This is a genomic window from Streptomyces cucumeris (genome assembly GCF_024295805.1).
In the GTDB taxonomy this organism is placed as follows: Bacteria; Actinomycetota; Actinomycetes; order Streptomycetales; family Streptomycetaceae; genus Streptomyces; species Streptomyces cucumeris.
On record NZ_JANCLX010000040.1, the window covers coordinates 24,993 to 40,572 of the forward strand.

General features: G+C 71.1%; 16 protein-coding genes. 9 read left to right on the top strand and 7 right to left on the bottom strand.

All coding sequences use genetic code 11. The features are described 5' to 3' along the window. Positions 1–8: 8 nt before the first annotated feature. The 3 genes from NMK44_RS36440 to NMK44_RS36450 form a co-directional block, all read right to left on the bottom strand. The gene (locus tag NMK44_RS36440) at positions 9–1,139 is read right to left on the bottom strand and encodes a methyltransferase domain-containing protein (RefSeq protein ID WP_254751370.1); all 1,131 of its coding nucleotides are present in this window, start codon (positions 1,137–1,139) and stop codon (positions 9–11) included. Between the two features lie 10 nt (positions 1,140–1,149). Further along, positions 1,150–1,605 carry a MarR family winged helix-turn-helix transcriptional regulator gene (locus tag NMK44_RS36445; protein ID WP_254751372.1) on the bottom strand — a complete coding sequence of 152 codons (456 nt, stop codon included), beginning with the start codon at positions 1,603–1,605 and terminating at the stop codon, positions 1,150–1,152. A 120-nt stretch (positions 1,606–1,725) separates the two neighbouring features. Then, entirely contained in the window at positions 1,726–2,688 is a 963-nt protein-coding gene (locus NMK44_RS36450; RefSeq protein WP_254751376.1) for a GlxA family transcriptional regulator, read from the bottom strand. Between the two features lie 94 nt (positions 2,689–2,782). Here NMK44_RS36450 and NMK44_RS36455 point away from each other — a divergent pair, with 94 nt between their 5' ends. From NMK44_RS36455 to NMK44_RS36470, 4 genes are all read left to right on the top strand, one after another. Then, complete coding sequence (locus NMK44_RS36455; RefSeq protein WP_254751379.1) at positions 2,783–3,874, top strand: carotenoid 1,2-hydratase family protein; 1,092 nt, start codon at positions 2,783–2,785, stop codon at positions 3,872–3,874. A 177-nt stretch (positions 3,875–4,051) separates the two neighbouring features. After that, on the top strand, positions 4,052–4,297 hold the full coding sequence (locus tag NMK44_RS36460) for an SCO4225 family membrane protein (protein ID WP_254751381.1): 246 nt from the start codon (positions 4,052–4,054) through the stop codon (positions 4,295–4,297). 84 nt (positions 4,298–4,381) lie between these two features. Further along, a complete protein-coding gene (locus NMK44_RS36465; RefSeq protein ID WP_254751383.1) occupies positions 4,382–4,918 on the top strand; it encodes a hypothetical protein in 537 nt (178 codons plus the stop codon). A 185-nt stretch (positions 4,919–5,103) separates the two neighbouring features. Next, entirely contained in the window at positions 5,104–6,102 is a 999-nt protein-coding gene (locus NMK44_RS36470; RefSeq protein WP_254751385.1) for a S41 family peptidase, read from the top strand. Between the two features lie 18 nt (positions 6,103–6,120). Here the strand turns inward: NMK44_RS36470 and NMK44_RS36475 are convergent, their stop codons facing one another. Next, positions 6,121–6,645 (bottom strand): MarR family winged helix-turn-helix transcriptional regulator, encoded by a 525-nt coding sequence (locus tag NMK44_RS36475; protein WP_254751387.1) that lies wholly within the window; start codon positions 6,643–6,645, stop codon positions 6,121–6,123. 40 nt (positions 6,646–6,685) lie between these two features. On the opposite strand from NMK44_RS36475, the gene NMK44_RS36480 reads away from it, so the two are divergent. Beyond that, complete coding sequence (locus NMK44_RS36480) at positions 6,686–7,615, top strand: DMT family transporter (RefSeq protein ID WP_254751389.1); 930 nt, start codon at positions 6,686–6,688, stop codon at positions 7,613–7,615. Positions 7,616–7,638: 23 nt separating this feature from the next. On the opposite strand, the gene NMK44_RS36485 is transcribed toward NMK44_RS36480, so the two are convergent. Both NMK44_RS36485 and NMK44_RS36490 read right to left on the bottom strand, forming a co-directional pair. Continuing rightward, positions 7,639–9,162 (bottom strand): catalase, encoded by a 1,524-nt coding sequence (locus NMK44_RS36485; RefSeq protein ID WP_254751391.1) that lies wholly within the window; start codon positions 9,160–9,162, stop codon positions 7,639–7,641. 173 nt (positions 9,163–9,335) lie between these two features. Continuing rightward, the gene (locus NMK44_RS36490; RefSeq protein ID WP_254751394.1) at positions 9,336–9,782 is read right to left on the bottom strand and encodes a cupin domain-containing protein; all 447 of its coding nucleotides are present in this window, start codon (positions 9,780–9,782) and stop codon (positions 9,336–9,338) included. Between the two features lie 236 nt (positions 9,783–10,018). On the opposite strand from NMK44_RS36490, the gene NMK44_RS36495 reads away from it, so the two are divergent. Then, entirely contained in the window at positions 10,019–10,756 is a 738-nt protein-coding gene (locus NMK44_RS36495; RefSeq protein ID WP_254751399.1) for an SDR family oxidoreductase, read from the top strand. Position 10,757: 1 nt separating this feature from the next. Here the strand turns inward: NMK44_RS36495 and NMK44_RS36500 are convergent, their stop codons facing one another. Next, positions 10,758–11,150 carry a nuclear transport factor 2 family protein gene (locus NMK44_RS36500; RefSeq protein ID WP_254751405.1) on the bottom strand — a complete coding sequence of 131 codons (393 nt, stop codon included), beginning with the start codon at positions 11,148–11,150 and terminating at the stop codon, positions 10,758–10,760. Between the two features lie 95 nt (positions 11,151–11,245). Here NMK44_RS36500 and NMK44_RS36505 point away from each other — a divergent pair, with 95 nt between their 5' ends. The 3 genes from NMK44_RS36505 (at position 11,246) to NMK44_RS36515 (ending at position 15,526) form a co-directional block, all read left to right on the top strand. After that, positions 11,246–11,689: a MarR family winged helix-turn-helix transcriptional regulator gene (locus tag NMK44_RS36505; protein ID WP_254751408.1), complete on the top strand. Its 444-nt coding sequence runs from the start codon at positions 11,246–11,248 to the stop codon at positions 11,687–11,689. Positions 11,690–12,017: 328 nt separating this feature from the next. Beyond that, on the top strand, positions 12,018–13,994 hold the full coding sequence (locus tag NMK44_RS36510; RefSeq protein WP_254751410.1) for an ATP-binding protein: 1,977 nt from the start codon (positions 12,018–12,020) through the stop codon (positions 13,992–13,994). Positions 13,995–14,065: 71 nt separating this feature from the next. Further along, complete coding sequence (locus tag NMK44_RS36515; protein ID WP_254751412.1) at positions 14,066–15,526, top strand: RICIN domain-containing protein; 1,461 nt, start codon at positions 14,066–14,068, stop codon at positions 15,524–15,526. Positions 15,527–15,580 lie beyond the last annotated feature (54 nt).

The following is a 15,580-nucleotide window of genomic DNA, read 5'->3' on the forward strand; positions in this document are numbered from 1 at the left end:
ACCGCCCCTCAGAGGGACTTCTCCAGCAGGGTGACCCCGTAGATACTGCCGAGGCCGCCGTCCTTGGACCGCTCGCCGACCACCTTGTAGCCCGCGTTCTCGTAGTACTCCCGGAGCCGGGGGTTGCTCGTGAGGGCGTCGAGGCGGCAGAACGCGCGGCCGGTGGCGGCGATCCGTTCCTCGGCCCGGACGAGCATCCGCGCTCCGGTGCCCGGGGGCGCCACACGGCGGTCCGTCATCAGCCGGTGGACGTAGCCCGCGTCCGGGCTCTGGGGTCCCCAGGCGGCCGGATCGTCCCACCACAGCTCCCAGGCCCCGGCGACGGGGCCGTCCGGGCCGAGGGTGGCGATCCACACCTCGCCGTCGCGCAGCCGCGCGCGGAAGTGCTCGGTGCCGAGCTCCCCGGGCTTCCACTGGTCGATGCCACGGGCGCTCTGCCAGCGGGCCGCGTCGTCCCGCAACCGGACCAGTACCGGCAGATCGCGCTCGTCCGCCAGGCGGTAGCTCAACGGGGCGTGGCACAGCCCCAGATACGTCCAGGACACTCCCTCACGGCCGTGCGGGTCCTCGCGGTGGGCGAGGTGCAGCACCTCCAGACCGTGTGCCCCGGCGAGTGCGACGGTCTCCTCGGCGGAGACGGGGAACATCCGGCGCCCGGCCGGGACAGGGCCGTGGCGCAGCGAGAGGATCACCCGTCCCCCGGCCCCGAGCAGTCCGGCCAGAGCGGCCACGCCCGCCGCCCGCTGTCCTTCGTCCAGGTGCATCCAGACCGCGGTGAGCAGGATCAGGTCGAACCGCCGGTCCCGGACGCCGGGAGCGGACAGCCCGGGAAGGGCGTCGTCGATCCACTCGATCTCCTGACCGGCGTGGATCCGGCGGCCCAGGTCGCGGAGTCCGGCGGTGGGTTCCACCGCGACGACCCGGTGCCCCCGCGCGGCCAGCGCCGCCGCGTCCCGCCCGCTGCCCGCCCCGATGTCCAGCACCGTGCCGGGCTCGGCCGGGAAGAGGTGCAGCACCTCGCGGTGCACCTCGTCGAAGGTCACGCTCTCGTACTGCTCGGCGAGGGATTCGGCGGCCTCGCCGTATCCCGCGGTGCTGTCCAGGGCGAGCAACCGCTCGTCGGGTATGTCGTTGTCCACGTTCAGCACCCTATGTGCGCTCGTGGGGTTCCTCGTTCAGATGGTCGAAGACGAGTCGCAGGGCCCGGGACAACTCCGCCCGCGCATCGGCCGTCAGCGGTGAGAGAAGCTCGTCCTCGACGGTCTTCGCCTCCGCGTCCAGACGCCGCAACTCCCCCTCGCCCGCCGGGGTGAGCCGCACCGAGACCCGGCGGCGGTCCACCGCGTCACGGGTGCGCCCGACCCAGCCCCGTTCGACGAGGTCGTCCACCACTTTGGTCATATCGCTCGGGTGGATGGTGAGCCGGGCGGCCAACTGCCGCTGTGACTGCGCGCCGTAGTCATCGAGCGCGGCCAGTACGGCCATGTGCCACAGCCGCAGCCGGCGCGTCGCCAATCGCTCCCCGACCCGCGCCCGGGCGGCCTTGCCGACCTTCGAGAGCAGATATCCGTCACGCTTCAGCAGGCTCGGTGGGGCAGATTCCATGCAGTCCATGATATGGGTCGCACCTATGGTTGGTGCACACCTACGATCATGCGGAGGAACACACCACGGACACACCGCGCCTGCCCCGATTCCTTCACACCAAACGATCCTGACGCGGTGTCACTCGTTGGCCGCGTCGCCGTCCGCGTTCCTCCGCAGCGCTCTGAGCGACGCGGCGTCACGGTAGCCGACCTGGTGGGCGATGTCGGTTTCGCTGAGGGACGTGGTGCGGCGCAGATGGTCCGCCCGCTCGGCACGGAGTCTGCGCACCACCGCGTAGGGGGTGGTGTGCAGCCGCTCCCGCACCCGGCGCTCCAGGGTCCGCCGGGTGGCGCCCAGGGCGTGGGCGGCGTCCGCGACGGTGATCTCGCGCGCCAGATTGGCGCGGATCCAGCCTTCGAAGTCGGTGACCAGCGGGTCCTCATCGGCGAGGTAACCGGTGACGGCCCGCATGGTGTCGGTGGGGCGTTCATCGATGAGCAGGGCGGCCGCGGTGGCCCGCGCGAGCTGCGGGCTGACCCGCGCCACCAGGCTCATGGCCAGGTCGATATGGGCGAACGCCGCTCCGGCGGTGGTGACGGCTCCGTCGCGGACCACCATGCGGGACACCTCAAGACCCACCCCGGGGTAGCGCCGCCGGAAGACGTCGTACAGCCACCAACTGGTGGTGGCCTGAAGGCCGTCGAGCAGCCCGGCCTCGGCGAGGACGAAGGTGCCCGTGCATGCCGCGGCCAGTTCCCGGCCGTCCGCGGACCAGTCCCGCAGCGCGGCGCGCAGCGCCCGTACGTCCTCGCGCATCAGGGCGTCCACGAGGGTGGCGGGACCTTCGGCGGACAGCGCGGGGACCAGCAGCATGTCCACCGATCCGTCCGCCGCGCACTCCTCCAGGGTGAGGTCCACCGGCACCAGCAGTCCGCCCGCGGTCGGGACCGGGTCGCGGGTGGGCGAGACGGTCACGGCGGTCACGGCGGGGATCTCGGGGTCGGTCTGACGGCGGGCGGCGTTCGCCGTCCGCAACACGTCCAGGACGGTCGTGACACCCGAGTCCCAGCACCCCCGCAGCACCACCACTCCGATGTTCATGTCGCAGACGCTCCGTTCGATGTCGCATTCACCGCCGACGGTGTTCCTACGGTAAGTGCCACCCCACCGTTCCGGCCCTTGAAAGGACACCACCGTGCACGCTGTGATCGGCACCCTGCCGCACCACTACCGGCGGCTGAACCTCACCCCCGGCGTCGTGCAGCCGTGGGAGGACGGGCTGCGTACGGCCGCCGCGGACGGCACCTTCGAGTGGTGGTACTGCGACGCGCACCTCGAGGACGGTTCCACCCTGACCATCGAATTCCACACCAAACCGCCCTACGTCTCCCCCAAGGCGCCCCTCACCCCGTTCGTACTGCTGACGCTGACCCACCCCGACGGATCGCGGACCGACCGGACCTACCTCGGGGAGCCCTCGGACTTCACCGCGTCGGCCGAGGGCTGTGACGTGGCCATCGGCCCCCAGGTGTTCCGCGGCGGTCCCGACGGCTACACCGTTCACGTCGAGATCGAGGACACCGTCGTCGATCTGGCCCTGACAGCCGAGGTTCCGCCGTGGCGGCCGGAGACCGGCCACGTCTTCTTCGGTGAGGACGAGGAGCACTACATCGCCTGGCTCCCCGTCGTCACCCGGGGTCATGTCGAAGCCACCGTGACCATCGACGGTGTGACCAGCCGGCTGACCGGCAGCGGCTACCACGACCACAACTGGGGCAACATCGCTCCCCGCAAGGTGCTCGACCACTGGTACTGGGGGCGGGCCCGGCTGGGCGACCACACCGTCGTCACCCTGATGTTCGTCAGCCACGAGCGCTACGGCAAGGCGGTCCTGCCCGCCGTCCTGGTGGCGGAGTCGGGGCGGGTCATCACCTCGGCGGTCGGCGCCGACGCGGTCGGCTTCGCGGAGGACGAGGTGTTCGTCCACCCCGACAGCGGCGTCGAGGTGGCGGGGCGGCTCACCTACCGGGTCGGTGAGGGGAGTTCGACGTACACGATCACCTTCGACCGCGACAAGGACGCGTTCCTCCTCGACTTCGGCACCGCCGGTGCCTACCACCGCTTCATCGGTGAGGTGACCCTGCGCCATGAGCTGTCCGACGGCGATGGCCCGAGCGCGACCGTACGGGGCCGGACCCTCTGGGAGCTGCTGCACTTCGCGGGAAAGGCGGCGGGAACGGACGGAGGGGGCGGGGCGGGTATCCCGGTGATCGGCCACCAGGCGTGACCACCGGCGCCCGTGGCCCGTGGCCCGGGGCTCCGGAAGGGGCGGCGGACGACGGTCGGTTGACTCCCTCCGCCCCCGCCGAACGCCCCGCGGCACCGTTCCCCCGTACGGTCACCGCGCCGACGGCACCGCCGACCGTGCGGGCGACGGCGTTGACGCCGTTGCCGTGTCCATCTCGTGGTCTGCGCCGCCCTGCTGGTGTGGGCGCTCGTGGACACCTACCGCGACAGCTCGGGCGAGTCCATGGCGGGTGTCATCCCGCTGCTGGCGACGACCCCCGTCAGCTTCGCGGTGGCCGTACTGCCGGAGCACGAGACGATGTTCATCGCCGCCGTCGCCCTCGGGGCGCTGGTCAACGCCACGGTCATCGGCTGGTGCTCCCGCGCCCTGCGCCACGGCGACCGCACGGACCCGGCAGCCTGAACCCACCGCGACCGAGGCGATTCGCCCCGACGCCGGGCGCGTCACGAGGTTAGGCGACCCTAACCCAGCGGTACCCTCGGGTCCATGCCCCTCTCGGAGCTGCTGAGGATCAGCCTTGTCTGCGCCGCGGCTCTCGTCGCGCTGTTCAGCGGAAGTATCATCGGCTCGCTGTTGATCGCCCCGGACGCGCTCGCGCCGGACTATCCGCGGGCGATCCGGGAGCGGTACGGAACGCAGAGCGCACGGGGCAAGCGGGCGGCGGCCGTTGCCGGCGGGGTGAACCTGCTGGCGTTCATCGCCGTACCGGTGGCGGGAGTTCACGCACTGCACCGCGACACGGACGGGACCCTCGGCTTCTGGCCCCCGTTCACGCTGGGCACGATCTGTTTCCTGGCCATCACCCTCTTCGACCTGCTGGTCCTGGACTGGTGGCTGTTCTGCACGGTCCAGCCCCGCTTCATGGTCCTCCCCGGCACGCAGGGCATGCCCGAATACCGGGACTACGGCTTCCACGTCCGGGTACTCCTCCCACGCCCGGTGCCCTGGCCACTCCTGGCCATCCCCGGATACGGGGCGGCCGTCGGAACGATCGGCTGCCTGACGGAAGCCGTCACCGGCTGACGCGTTGATCACCCTCTGTGGCCATCGCGCAATTCTGAGCCATATCTGAGGCGGAATCATGGCCTCCCTCACAGCGGCGAGGTGCTCCCCTTGCTTGGATGGATCCCGCGCCGGGGCCGCCCGTCGGCCGTCGGTGATCCGCGAGCCGCAGAGGGGGAACGATGGGTCGGGGACAATCGCTGCGCGTGACCGCCTGTGCCGTGGTGGCAGGCACCCTCGTCGCAGGGGCCGGATGCACGGCGGATGAAGACAAGAAGGCGGATCCGGCCATGTCGCCGGAGGCCCGCGCCTATCTGTCATCGGCACTGACCTTCATGGAGAAGAACGCGCTCCACCGTCGCACGATCGATTGGAAACGGCTGCGCCGCACCGCGTACACGCAGGCCCGGGAAGCGCGGAAGCCCGCGGACACCTACAGCGCGATCTATTCGGCCCTCAACTCGCTGGGCGACGGGCACAGCTTCCTATGGGATCCGAAGAAGACCGAAGCGGCGTACGGACCCTCGCCGAAGGTGATCGAGGGCCTGGAAGGCCGGTCGATGGGGGATCACATCGGCTATGTGTCCATCCCCGGTGTCACCGGAACCGAGAAGACGCTCCGGCGGTACGTACGACAGGGGCGCCGGGCCGTGGCGAAGGCGGACCGGGGGCGGGCCTGCGGCTGGGTCGTGGATCTGCGCGACAACAGGGGCGGAATCATGTGGCCGATGCTCGCCGTCGTCGGCCGGATCCTGGGCGACGGCCGCGTCGGGATGTTCGTGGACGCGAAAGGGGAGAAGACCGCGTGGACCATCGAGAACGGCAACCCCGCCAATGAGGGGTACGACTGGGGCGCCAGCGAGCCCGTCGCCCACGATGACGCCCCGGTCGCGGTCCTCACCGGCCCGGACACGGGGAGCTCGGGCGAGGCCGTCCTGGTGGCCTTCCGCGGCCGGCCGGAGACACGGTCCTTCGGTGAACCCACCTCCGGGGTCCCCACCGGGAACACGTTGCACCGCCTCCCCGACGGAGCCCTCCTGGGTGTCACGACGGCCCGGGACGCGGACCGCACCGGCCGGACGTACGACGCGGCCATCCCACCCGACCAGGACGTCCTCGTCCCCCTGATCCGCGGGGAAGCCCATGAGGACCGGGCGCTGACCACGGCGAAGAACTGGCTGCTGAAGCGACCCGCCTGCCGGTGAGCGGCATGCTCCCACCGGTCACCCGTCACCGGGCGGGCCCGGGCGCTCCATCCGGGAGAGCCAGGTGGTGAGCAGTGTTTCGAGGGTCTCGGCCTCCTCGGCCGTGAGGAGCCCCAGCAGATGTCGCTCATTGCGCATATGGTCGGTGAACGCCTGGTCGATCAGTTCGCGGCCCGGGGTGGTGAGGGCGACGATCCGGCCGCGCTGGTCGTCGGCGGAGCGGCGGCGGGTGACGAGTCCGGCCCGCTCCAGGCGGTCGATCCGCTTCGTCATCGCACCGGTGGTGACCATGGTGTGCGCGGCGAGTTCGCCGGGGGCCCGCTCGAAGGGCTCACCGGCGCGGCGCAGCGCGCACAGCACATCGAACTCCCCCTCACCGAGACCGTAGCGGCCGTACACCCGGCAGAGCTCTTCGGTGAGCTGCCCGGCCAGCCGGTGGAGCCGGCCGATCACGCCTTGCGGGGAGACGTCGACGTCGGGCCGTTCACGACGCCAGTCGGCCTGGATGCGGGCCACGCGGTCCAGCGGTTGCCTGTCTGCCATGCCTCCCATAGTAGCTTCCGGGGAAGTTATATTAGCTTCCATGGAAGCTAATGCGCGATGGGTGGCACTGACGGCGGTCGCTCCGGTGGCATGGGGCACCAACTACTTCGTCACCCACGCGTTCCTCCCGGCGGACCATCCGCTGTACGGGGCCGCGCTGCGGGCGCTCCCCGCGGGGCTGGTGCTGCTCGCCCTGTGCCGACGGCGGTCGCATGGCGCGTGGTGGTGGCGATCCGCGGTGCTGGGCCTGCTCAATGTGAGCGTGTTCTTCGTCCTCGTCTACGTCGCTTCCCAGCTGCTGCCGACGAGCGTGGCCTCGACCGTCATGGCGGTGTCCCCGCTGACGATGATGCTGATCGCCTGGCCCCTGGTGTCCGAGCGGCCCCGGGCCACGCACCTCGCCGGGGCCGGGACCGGGCTTGCGGGGGTGTGCCTGATGCTGCTCACCGGGGCGGACGGGGTGAGCGGCCCGGGGGTGCTCGCCTCGGCCGCCGCCGTGCTGGTGTCGTCCTTCGGCCACGTCCTGACCAAACGGTGGAGCGCGGACATCGATGTGGTCGCCTCGACCGCCTGGCAGCTCACCGCCGGAGGTCTGTTCCTCCTCCCGGTCGCCGCGGCCGTGGAGGGCCCTCCCCCCGCGCTCTCCGGTCCGGCGCTCCTCGCCTTCGGTTATGTCTCACTGATCGCCACCGCACTGGCCTTCGCCGCCTGGTTCACCGGGCTGCGCCATCTGCCCGCGGCCACCGTGGGACTGGTCGGACTGCTCAACCCGGTCACCGGTGTGCTGCTCGGCACGGTGGTCGCCGCGGAGGTGCTGACCGTCCAACAGCTGTGCGGACTGGTGCTCGTCCTCGCCGGGGTCGCCCTCGGCCGTCCCACGCGGACACGTGGAACCCCCGCCACCGGGCCCGCGACACCACACGGGGCCGCGCCCTCGGATCGGGCGCGGCCCCGGGAACGCCTCCGGTGAGGTGAGGTGGTGGCGTCGTCGGCTCAGGCTTTGCGCTGCATGCTCTCCCGCGCGGAGTTGCCCTGCTGCGCTGCCTTCGGATCCTTCTCCTCCGCCTTGGCGCGCACATCCCGCTCGATCCGGGCGCCGACGGTCGGGTCGATATTGCGCCAGTACTCGAACGCCCGTTGCAGTACCGGCTCGGTGACACCGTCGAGCAGATGCCCCACGACGTTGTCCACCAGCCGTTCACGCGCTCCGTCGTCCAGCACCTCGCGCACCATCGTCCCGGCCTGGCCCCAGTCGTCGTCCTCCGGGTGCGAGACATAGGCCGCCCGGGTGATCTCGCCGTCCGCGTACCAGCTCGGCGGGTTGCCGTAGCGCTCGGTGTCGGCCGCCGGTCCGCCCTTGGAGTTGGGCGCGTACACCGGATCCGTGGTGTTGCGGTAGGCCATCGCCCCGTCCTTGGAGTAGGTGTGCACGGGGGCGAGCGGAGAGTTGACGGGAAGCTGCTGGTAGTTGGCGCCGATACGGTGGCGGTGGGCATCGGCGTACGAGAAGAGCCGGGCCAGGAGCATACGGTCGGGGCTCGGCCCGATACCCGGTACGAGGTTGTTCGGCTGGAACGCGGCCTGCTCGATCTCGGCGTGGTTGTCGGTGGGGTTGCGGTCCAGGGTCATCCTGCCGACCTCGATGAGCGGGTAGTCGGCGTGCGGCCAGACCTTGGTCAGGTCGAACGGGTTGAACCGGTAGCCCGGCGCGTCCGCGTACGGCATCACCTGCACGTACAGGGTCCAGCTCGGACACTTCCCGTCCCGGATGTGTTCGAACAGATCGCGGGTGTGGTAGTCGGTGTCGGCTGCGGCCATCTGGTCGGCCTCGTGCTGGGTGAAGAACTCGATGCCCTGGTCGGTCTTGAAGTGGTACTTGACCCAGAAGCGCTCACCGGCGGCATTGATCCACATGTAGGTGTGCGAGGTGTAGCCGTTCATATGGCGCCAGCTCCGCGGGATGCCGCGGTCGCCCATCAGCCAGGTGACCTGGTGGGCGGACTCGGGTGAGAGGGTCCAGAAGTCCCACTGCATGTCGTGGTCGCGCAGGTTGTTGTCGGCGCGGCGCTTCTGGGACCGGATGAAGTGCTGGAACTTCATCGGATCCTTGACGAAGAAGATCGGCGTGTTGTTGCCGACCATGTCGTAGTTGCCCTCGGTGGTGTAGAACTTCACCGCGAAGCCGCGCGGGTCGCGCCAGGTGTCCGGGCTGCCGCGCTCACCGGCCACGGTGGAGAACCGAGTCACCAGTTCGGTCCTGGTGCCGGGCTGGAACAGCGCGGCCTTGGTGTAGCCGCTCACATCGCCGGTCACCTGGAAGTGTCCGAACGCGCCACTGCCCTTCGCGTGGGGCTGCCGTTCGGGAATGCGTTCCCGGTTGAACTGGGCCATCTGCTCGATCAGATAGGCGTCCTGGAGCAGGACCGGCCCACCGGGTCCGACGGTCAGGGAGTGTTCATCACTCTCGACGGGGATGCCGGCATCCGTCGTCGTCGGGTTGCGGTCCGCGTTCGCCATCGCTGGTCTCTCCTTCGTCTCGCGGGCACCTCTCACAGCGGTCGGTACGACCGCAGTCAACCCGGCCGCCACCGCTCACCGTCCGCGCTGAAGCCATGTCCCGGCACGAGTGGCCCCTACCGGAACCCGTCAAACATCACGGGCAGGCTCCCCGTGCCCATCGGGACGGCCGGTCAGGACGGCCGGAGCGCGCGCCGGTGCCCGCGCTGCTCCAGTTCCTCGTCGTCGACGAGGACGAGCATGGGCTTGTCGGGCAGACACATCATGGTGACGAGGAACCGGACCGGTACGTCCGTCCGGTGGTTGCCGTCCTGGTAGTGGATCACGTCGCCGCCCGGTTCCCAGAACGCCTCTCCCGCCCTGATCACCCGTTCGGGCTCTCCTTCGAGCTCGAATACCATCTCCCCCTCCAGCACATAGCCGAAGGCCGGTCCGAAGTGCCGGTGGGGCGGTGTGCCGGGGTCACCGGGAGGGAACTCGACCACCAGCGTCATGGCGTGCGCGCCGTCCGGCACGACGGGTGACTCCGCCTCCTGGATGACGGTGACCGCGGTCTTCCATGCCTCGGACCGACGCCCCTGGCCCGCTGGGGAGTGGGCCGTCGCCTCGTCGTGCGCCATCGCGCCACCTCCGTCCGGACGTGGACCGGGACGTGGACCGGGCGGCCGCCGTCCGCGGCCCCGGCACCGGGCGCCGGAGCGGACGGGGCATCCTTCGCCACCGTACTGCGCCCGCGCACCGGCCACCCCTCGGCCGGTCGCGCTGCGCCGGTCACGGGGTCGGGCTTACCGTGGTCGGAGGCGTCGGGTCCCGGTCCGGAGCCGACGGGCCCCGCACACTCGACGAAGGGTGCGTCATGAGGTTCACGGTCCTGGGCGCGAGCGGGCTGATCGGAACCCAGGTGGTCGAGCGGCTGGGAGCGGGCGGCCACGAGGTCGTCCCGGCGTCGCTGTCGACCGGGGTCGACGTGGTCAGCGGCAAGGGTCTGGACGATGTCCTGCCGGGCAGCGAAGTGCTGATCAATCTGACCAACTCCCCCGCGTTCGACGCCTCCTCCATCGACTTCTTCGAGACGTCGATGAACACCATCGGCACGGCCGCGGAGCGGGCCGGTGTGCGCCACGAGGTGATTCTCTCGATCGTCGGCGTGGACCGGGTGCCCCAACTGGACTACTACCGGGCCAAGGCCGCTCAGGAGGAGATCCTCGCGAGCGGCCCGGTCCCGTACTCGATCGTGCGGGCCACCCAGTTCTTCGAGTTCGTCGAGGCCATCATGGACTGGACGACCGAGGGTGAGACCGTCCGGCTGCCCACCACCCCGGTGCAGCCGATGGCGGCCGCGGACGTCTCCGCGGCGGTCGTGGCCACCGCCACCGGCGCCCCGCTGCGGGGCGTGCGCAACGTCGGCGGCCCCGAGGTGTTCCCGCTCGACGAGCTGGGCCGGATCACCCTGGGGGCCAGGCCCGACGGCCGCCGGGTGGTCACCGACGAGCAGGCGGGCATGTTCGCGGCCATCGCGGGAGATGTCCTCACCGCGCCGGAGGGCACGCCCCTGGCGCCCACGTACTACCGGGAATGGCTCGAGCACCGCTGAGTCAGCGGGCGCTGCCGATGTTCCGGTCGGCATCGGATCCCTTGAGCATCAAGGTGGTCTCCTCGATGCGGTTGAACCGGCCGTCGGGCGCGAAGTCGGCGAACACATAGACCTCCATGCTCACGGTCGAACCGTCCTTCTTGGTGATGTGGGCGGTGTGCCGGTCGGCGTAGTTGCTGCCGTCGTACAGCTCCTCGTGCACCTCGACACGGCCATCGGCGACGAGGGAGCGCACATGGGTGATGTGCTCCAGGAACTCGGTGCGGTCGGCCCACTCGCCGTCCGTGCGCTGGCGGTACTCCGGGGAGAAGTGGCGGTCGGCCGCCTCCTCCAGGGTGATGTCGCTGTTGAAGAGCAGGTCGTTCAGGGCGGCCTCGATGCCGGTGCGAGTCATGGGAATCCCCTTCAAGAAAGGTAGTGCGTGCGCCGCGCACGCATCTCCTTCACTGTAGCAGGAAACGCGTGCGGCGCGCACGCTATTCTTGTGGTGTGGAAAACGAAGTGGGACATGAGATCGCGGAAGCGCTGGGCATCCTGCTCAGGCGCACCACTCGCGCACAGCTGCACAAGCGGCTCACCGAAGGCATGGGAGAGGCGGTGGACGAGGTGACCTACCCGGTGCTCAGCGCACTGGCCCGGACCGGACCCCGCAGTGCCGCGGAGCTGGCTCCCGATGCCGGGGTCGACCGCTCCGGTGTCACCCGCCGCGCCTCCCGGCTGGAGGCCGCCGGGCTCATCCGCCGGGAGGCGGACCCCACGGACCGGCGCGCACATCTGCTCGTCCTCACCGAGGAGGGCGAAGCCGCGGTGACGGAGCTGCGCGCGCGTCTGGCCGCCCACATCATGAGGAGCCTGTCCTCCTGGCCGCCCGGGGAAGCCGAGTCCTTCGCCCGCCAGTTGCGCCGCTTCACGGCCGAAGGCCCGTTCGCCTGACGCCGCCATACCCGTACCGGACACCGGCGTCCCGTCGGTGTCCGGTTGCCGGGCGCGGCCCGGCCGGAAAAGCCACCGTGGACGGCCCCGGGCGCGCGTCGGTTCCGATACGGGGGTCGATCCGGCGCAGACTCTAGGTGTTCCCCCAGCGATACGGCGTGTACGAGCCCTTTCTGACCTGGGCTTCCATGCTTAGACCGGACCATGTTCCGATGACGTACGCTTCATGTCACGACGCGGGAGCGGACACCTGTGCCCTCCGCGCGATCCCGAACGTCTGGGGTACCTCCGCGACTTGGGCAGCGTCGCCAGGAGGTGGACGCACACAGTGAACTCACAACACGCGCATGCCACGCGATACTGCCTGCTGGGCCCCGTCGAGGTGCTGCGCGACGGGACCGCGTTGGACCTGGGGCCACGGCAACGCCGACTGCTGCTGATCCGGCTGCTCATCGAGGACGGCCGGCCCGTCTCGGTGGAACAGCTCTGCCGGGACCTGTGGCAGGGCCCTCCGCCGACGGGCGCCGTGTCCTCGGTGCGTGCGCACATCAGCCGACTGCGCTCGGTGCTCGACCCCGTGCGCACCGGCCGGTCCACCGTCCTGGTCAACGGTCCTGCCGGATACTCCCTGAAGGTCCCGCGTGAGGCGCTGGACACCACCGGCTTCGAGGAGTCGGTGGCACGGGCCCGCGAGGCCATGCGGCACGGTCAACTGGACACCGCCCGCGAGGAGATCGACGGCTCGCTGAGCCTGTGGCGCGGCGAGGCCCTCGGCGACGCCGCCGGACACGACTTCGCGGTCCGCGAGGCGGCCCGGCTCGCCACCGCCCGCCAGGACGCCGAGGAGTTGCGGGCGACCGTCCTCATCAAACAGGGCGATGTGGAGCGCGCGATCGCCGCCGCCGAGGCACTGACCCTCGGGGCCCCGCTCCGCGAGACGTCCTGGGCCCTGCTGATGCGTGCGCTGTACGCCGCGGGCCGGTCGGTGGAGGCGCTGCGCCAGTACGAGCGGTTCCGCGCCATGCTGGCCTCGGAGCTCGGTCTCGACCCCGGGCCGGGGATGCGCGAGCTGCACATGGCGATCCTGCGGCACGACATCGAGGTGCTCGGGGAATCCGCCACCGCCACCGCGCACCCCCCGGTGCCACCGCAGGGCGGACCGGCTCCGGCCGCGGTTCCGCTGGTGGGCCGGGACGAGGAGATCACGCACCTCGCCGCGCTGCTGCGCTCGGCGTCGGCGGGCCGCACCCAGTGGGCCGTACTCTCCGGGGAGCCCGGGTCCGGCAAGACCCGGTTGCTGGACGAGCTGTCCATGGTGGCCGAGGGCACGGGTTTCACCGTCGCCCGGGCCAGCGGCGGTCAGGCGCTCAGCGAGAGCCACGGCATCTCGCTCCTGTGCCCCGCCACCCAGATCCTGGAAGGGCTGGGAGCCGCGGGGCCCGCGGACCGGTCCGGTCCCGACGCCGACGGCGGTCAACTGGCCACGCTGGTACGGGAGCTCACCCGCAAGCCGGCCCTGTGCGTCATCGACGACCTCGACTGGGCCACCCCGGAGTTCCACGGTCTGCTGCGCCGGCTCGCCGCCGTCCTGCGGGACGCTCCGGTCGTCCTGGTCTGCGCCCTGCGCGACACCGAAGAGCCCGCCGCGAGCGCGCTGCTGGCAGAACTGGCCCGGCACGGCGCCACCCGGCTGCACCTGGATCCGCTGTCGGCCACCGATGTGGCCGGGCTGCTCGCCGCCGCGGGCGAGAACGCCTCACCCCAGGCGGCGGAGGCACTCCACCGGCAGGGCGAGGGAAACCCCTTCACCCTGGGCGAGTTGATGAAGATGCCGCCGGAGCAGCGTGTCGGCCCGGCGGCGCGGGTGCCCGCGGCGGTGAGCAGCGTGGTCCACGCGCGGCTCGCCGAACTGGCCCCACCGGCACGCCGGATGCTCACCTACGCCGCGGCCGACGGCGCGGACCTGGACATCGGACTGCTCGCCGAGGTCCTGGACATGCCCCGGGACCGGCTGCTGCCCCTGGTCGACGCCGCCGTCACCGCCCGGGTGCTGGTCTGGGACGCGGACCCCGGTGAACGCTCCACAGGGCGTTACCGCTTCCCCGAACTGCCGCGCCAAGTGGTGCTGCGTACACTCACCCCCTCGTCGAGACAGTTGCTGCATGCGGGCCTCGCCCGTGTGCTCGACGGCCGTCCGGCCACCGATCCGCAACGTGTCGCCGGACATGTGCGCGCGGCGGGCCCGATGGCGCCGGAGACGTCCGTCGAGCGGGTGGTCCCGCCCGTCCCCGAACAAGGTCGCTGACCTGTCCCTCACCCCCGTCAACACCCCCATCGCCGCTGAACACGAGGTCCAGCGGCCAGGAGGAGAAGTCCATGTCCGATCAGCACCAGGCCGGTGGCGCGGAGACGCCGAGCGGCAGCCAGGCCGCCGGAGCCGCGTCCCCCGACCCGGAAGCGGCACCGGCGCGCGGTTCCTCGTCGCCCGAGGCGTCCGTGTCCGGCCCGGGGTCCGCGGCCACGCCCGACGCGGCGAGCGTCGAGGCACACCTCACCGGCAGAGTGCCGTCCGCCACCGGTGGCTCGGGTACGACGTCCACGTCGTCCACGTCGTCGCCCGCAGGGGCGAAGGGTTCGAAGGGCGCGTCCGGCGAGGAGGGTCCGTCCACCGGGGAAGGCTCGTCCGAGGCGACGAAGAAGGCCCCCGCAGCGAAGGGCTCACCCGAGGCCGAGGCGGGCGAGGGCGGCGAGGCGTCCGAACCTGAGGGCGCGGACGGTGAGTCCACCGGCGCGGCGGAGACGGCCAGCGAGACGGAGGAGGGGAGCGGCACACCGGAGACCGCCGCCTCCGAGGGCGCGTCGGCCACCGGTACGCGCTCCGGGGGCAAGACCCGGGCGGGCAGGTCCGGCCGTGGCAGGGGTGCCATCGCCACCGTGTCCGGGGAGGCACGGGCCGAGGGGCCCGCCGCCGCGGCCACCGCCAGTGCCGCGGCGCCCGGCGGGTCCGGTCCCGACGCGGCCGCCGGCTTCCCCGGCCGTCCCAAGAAGCCGCTGCTCGCCGGGGCAGCGATGGCCGGGGCCGTGCTCGTCGCCGTACCGCTGCTCGTCATGGCCGTCTCGGACAAGGACGAGAAGAGCGAGAAGGTGGCCACGGCCGGCTCCTCCGACACCGTGCTGGACGACGACGGATCGCGGGCGGGGGCGTTCGTGCCCGAGTCGCCCTCCCCGAAGAAGGAGAAGCCGAAGAAGGAGAAGAAGGAGAAGGCTCCCGCCGCCGCGAAGCAGCCGCCGCCGGCCGCCCCCAGCAGCCCGACGGCGAAGCCCAAGGCCAAGCCGCGCTCCCCCGCCAAGAAGAAGGCGAGCAACCTGCCCCTCCTGAACAATGTGCTGATCAAGAACAACACGAACCAGACGTGTGCCGACATCCCCGGTACCGGCTACCAGGACGGGCCGGTCCACCAGTCGGCCTGCAACAGCACCATGCAGGACAACCAGCTCTGGGACGTGGAGAAGAAGTACGGCAAGGCCGGTCCGGGCGGAGCCCCGCTGTACCAGATCCGCAACGTGGTGGACAACCTGTGCATGGACCTGCCGGGTTACGGAGGGGCCTCGGGCGCCTCGTACGTCACGGAGTACCCGTGCAACGGCACGACGGACGACAACCAGCTGTGGTGGCTGGACAAGCAGAGCGACGGCCGCTACTGGATCCGCAACTTCGCCAGCAACAACCAGTGCCTGGACTCGTACGAGGCGGATTCCGAAACCCGCAACCTCATCATCTGGCCGTGCAACGAGGAGAGCCAGAACAACCACGAGTGGTACTTCACGGCCCACTGATCCCGGTCGCCCGACCGCTGCCGCGCCCCCGTCGGGGGCGCGGCAGTTCGCGTT

Excerpts from the sequence above, each read along its gene's own strand:
- NMK44_RS36480 (WP_254751389.1), top strand. The coding sequence starts at position 6,686 with ATGGAAGCTAATGCGCGATGGGTGGCACTGACGGCGGTCGCTCCGGTG.
- NMK44_RS36515 (WP_254751412.1), top strand. The coding sequence starts at position 14,066 with ATGTCCGATCAGCACCAGGCCGGTGGCGCGGAGACGCCGAGCGGCAGC.
- NMK44_RS36445 (WP_254751372.1), bottom strand. The coding sequence starts at position 1,605 with ATGGAATCTGCCCCACCGAGCCTGCTGAAGCGTGACGGATATCTGCTC.
- NMK44_RS36495 (WP_254751399.1), top strand. The coding sequence starts at position 10,019 with ATGAGGTTCACGGTCCTGGGCGCGAGCGGGCTGATCGGAACCCAGGTG.
- NMK44_RS36485 (WP_254751391.1), bottom strand. The coding sequence starts at position 9,162 with ATGGCGAACGCGGACCGCAACCCGACGACGACGGATGCCGGCATCCCC.
- NMK44_RS36450 (WP_254751376.1), bottom strand. The coding sequence starts at position 2,688 with ATGAACATCGGAGTGGTGGTGCTGCGGGGGTGCTGGGACTCGGGTGTC.
- NMK44_RS36490 (WP_254751394.1), bottom strand. The coding sequence starts at position 9,782 with ATGGCGCACGACGAGGCGACGGCCCACTCCCCAGCGGGCCAGGGGCGT.
- NMK44_RS36500 (WP_254751405.1), bottom strand. The coding sequence starts at position 11,150 with ATGACTCGCACCGGCATCGAGGCCGCCCTGAACGACCTGCTCTTCAAC.
- NMK44_RS36475 (WP_254751387.1), bottom strand. The coding sequence starts at position 6,645 with ATGGCAGACAGGCAACCGCTGGACCGCGTGGCCCGCATCCAGGCCGAC.
- NMK44_RS36465 (WP_254751383.1), top strand. The coding sequence starts at position 4,382 with ATGCCCCTCTCGGAGCTGCTGAGGATCAGCCTTGTCTGCGCCGCGGCT.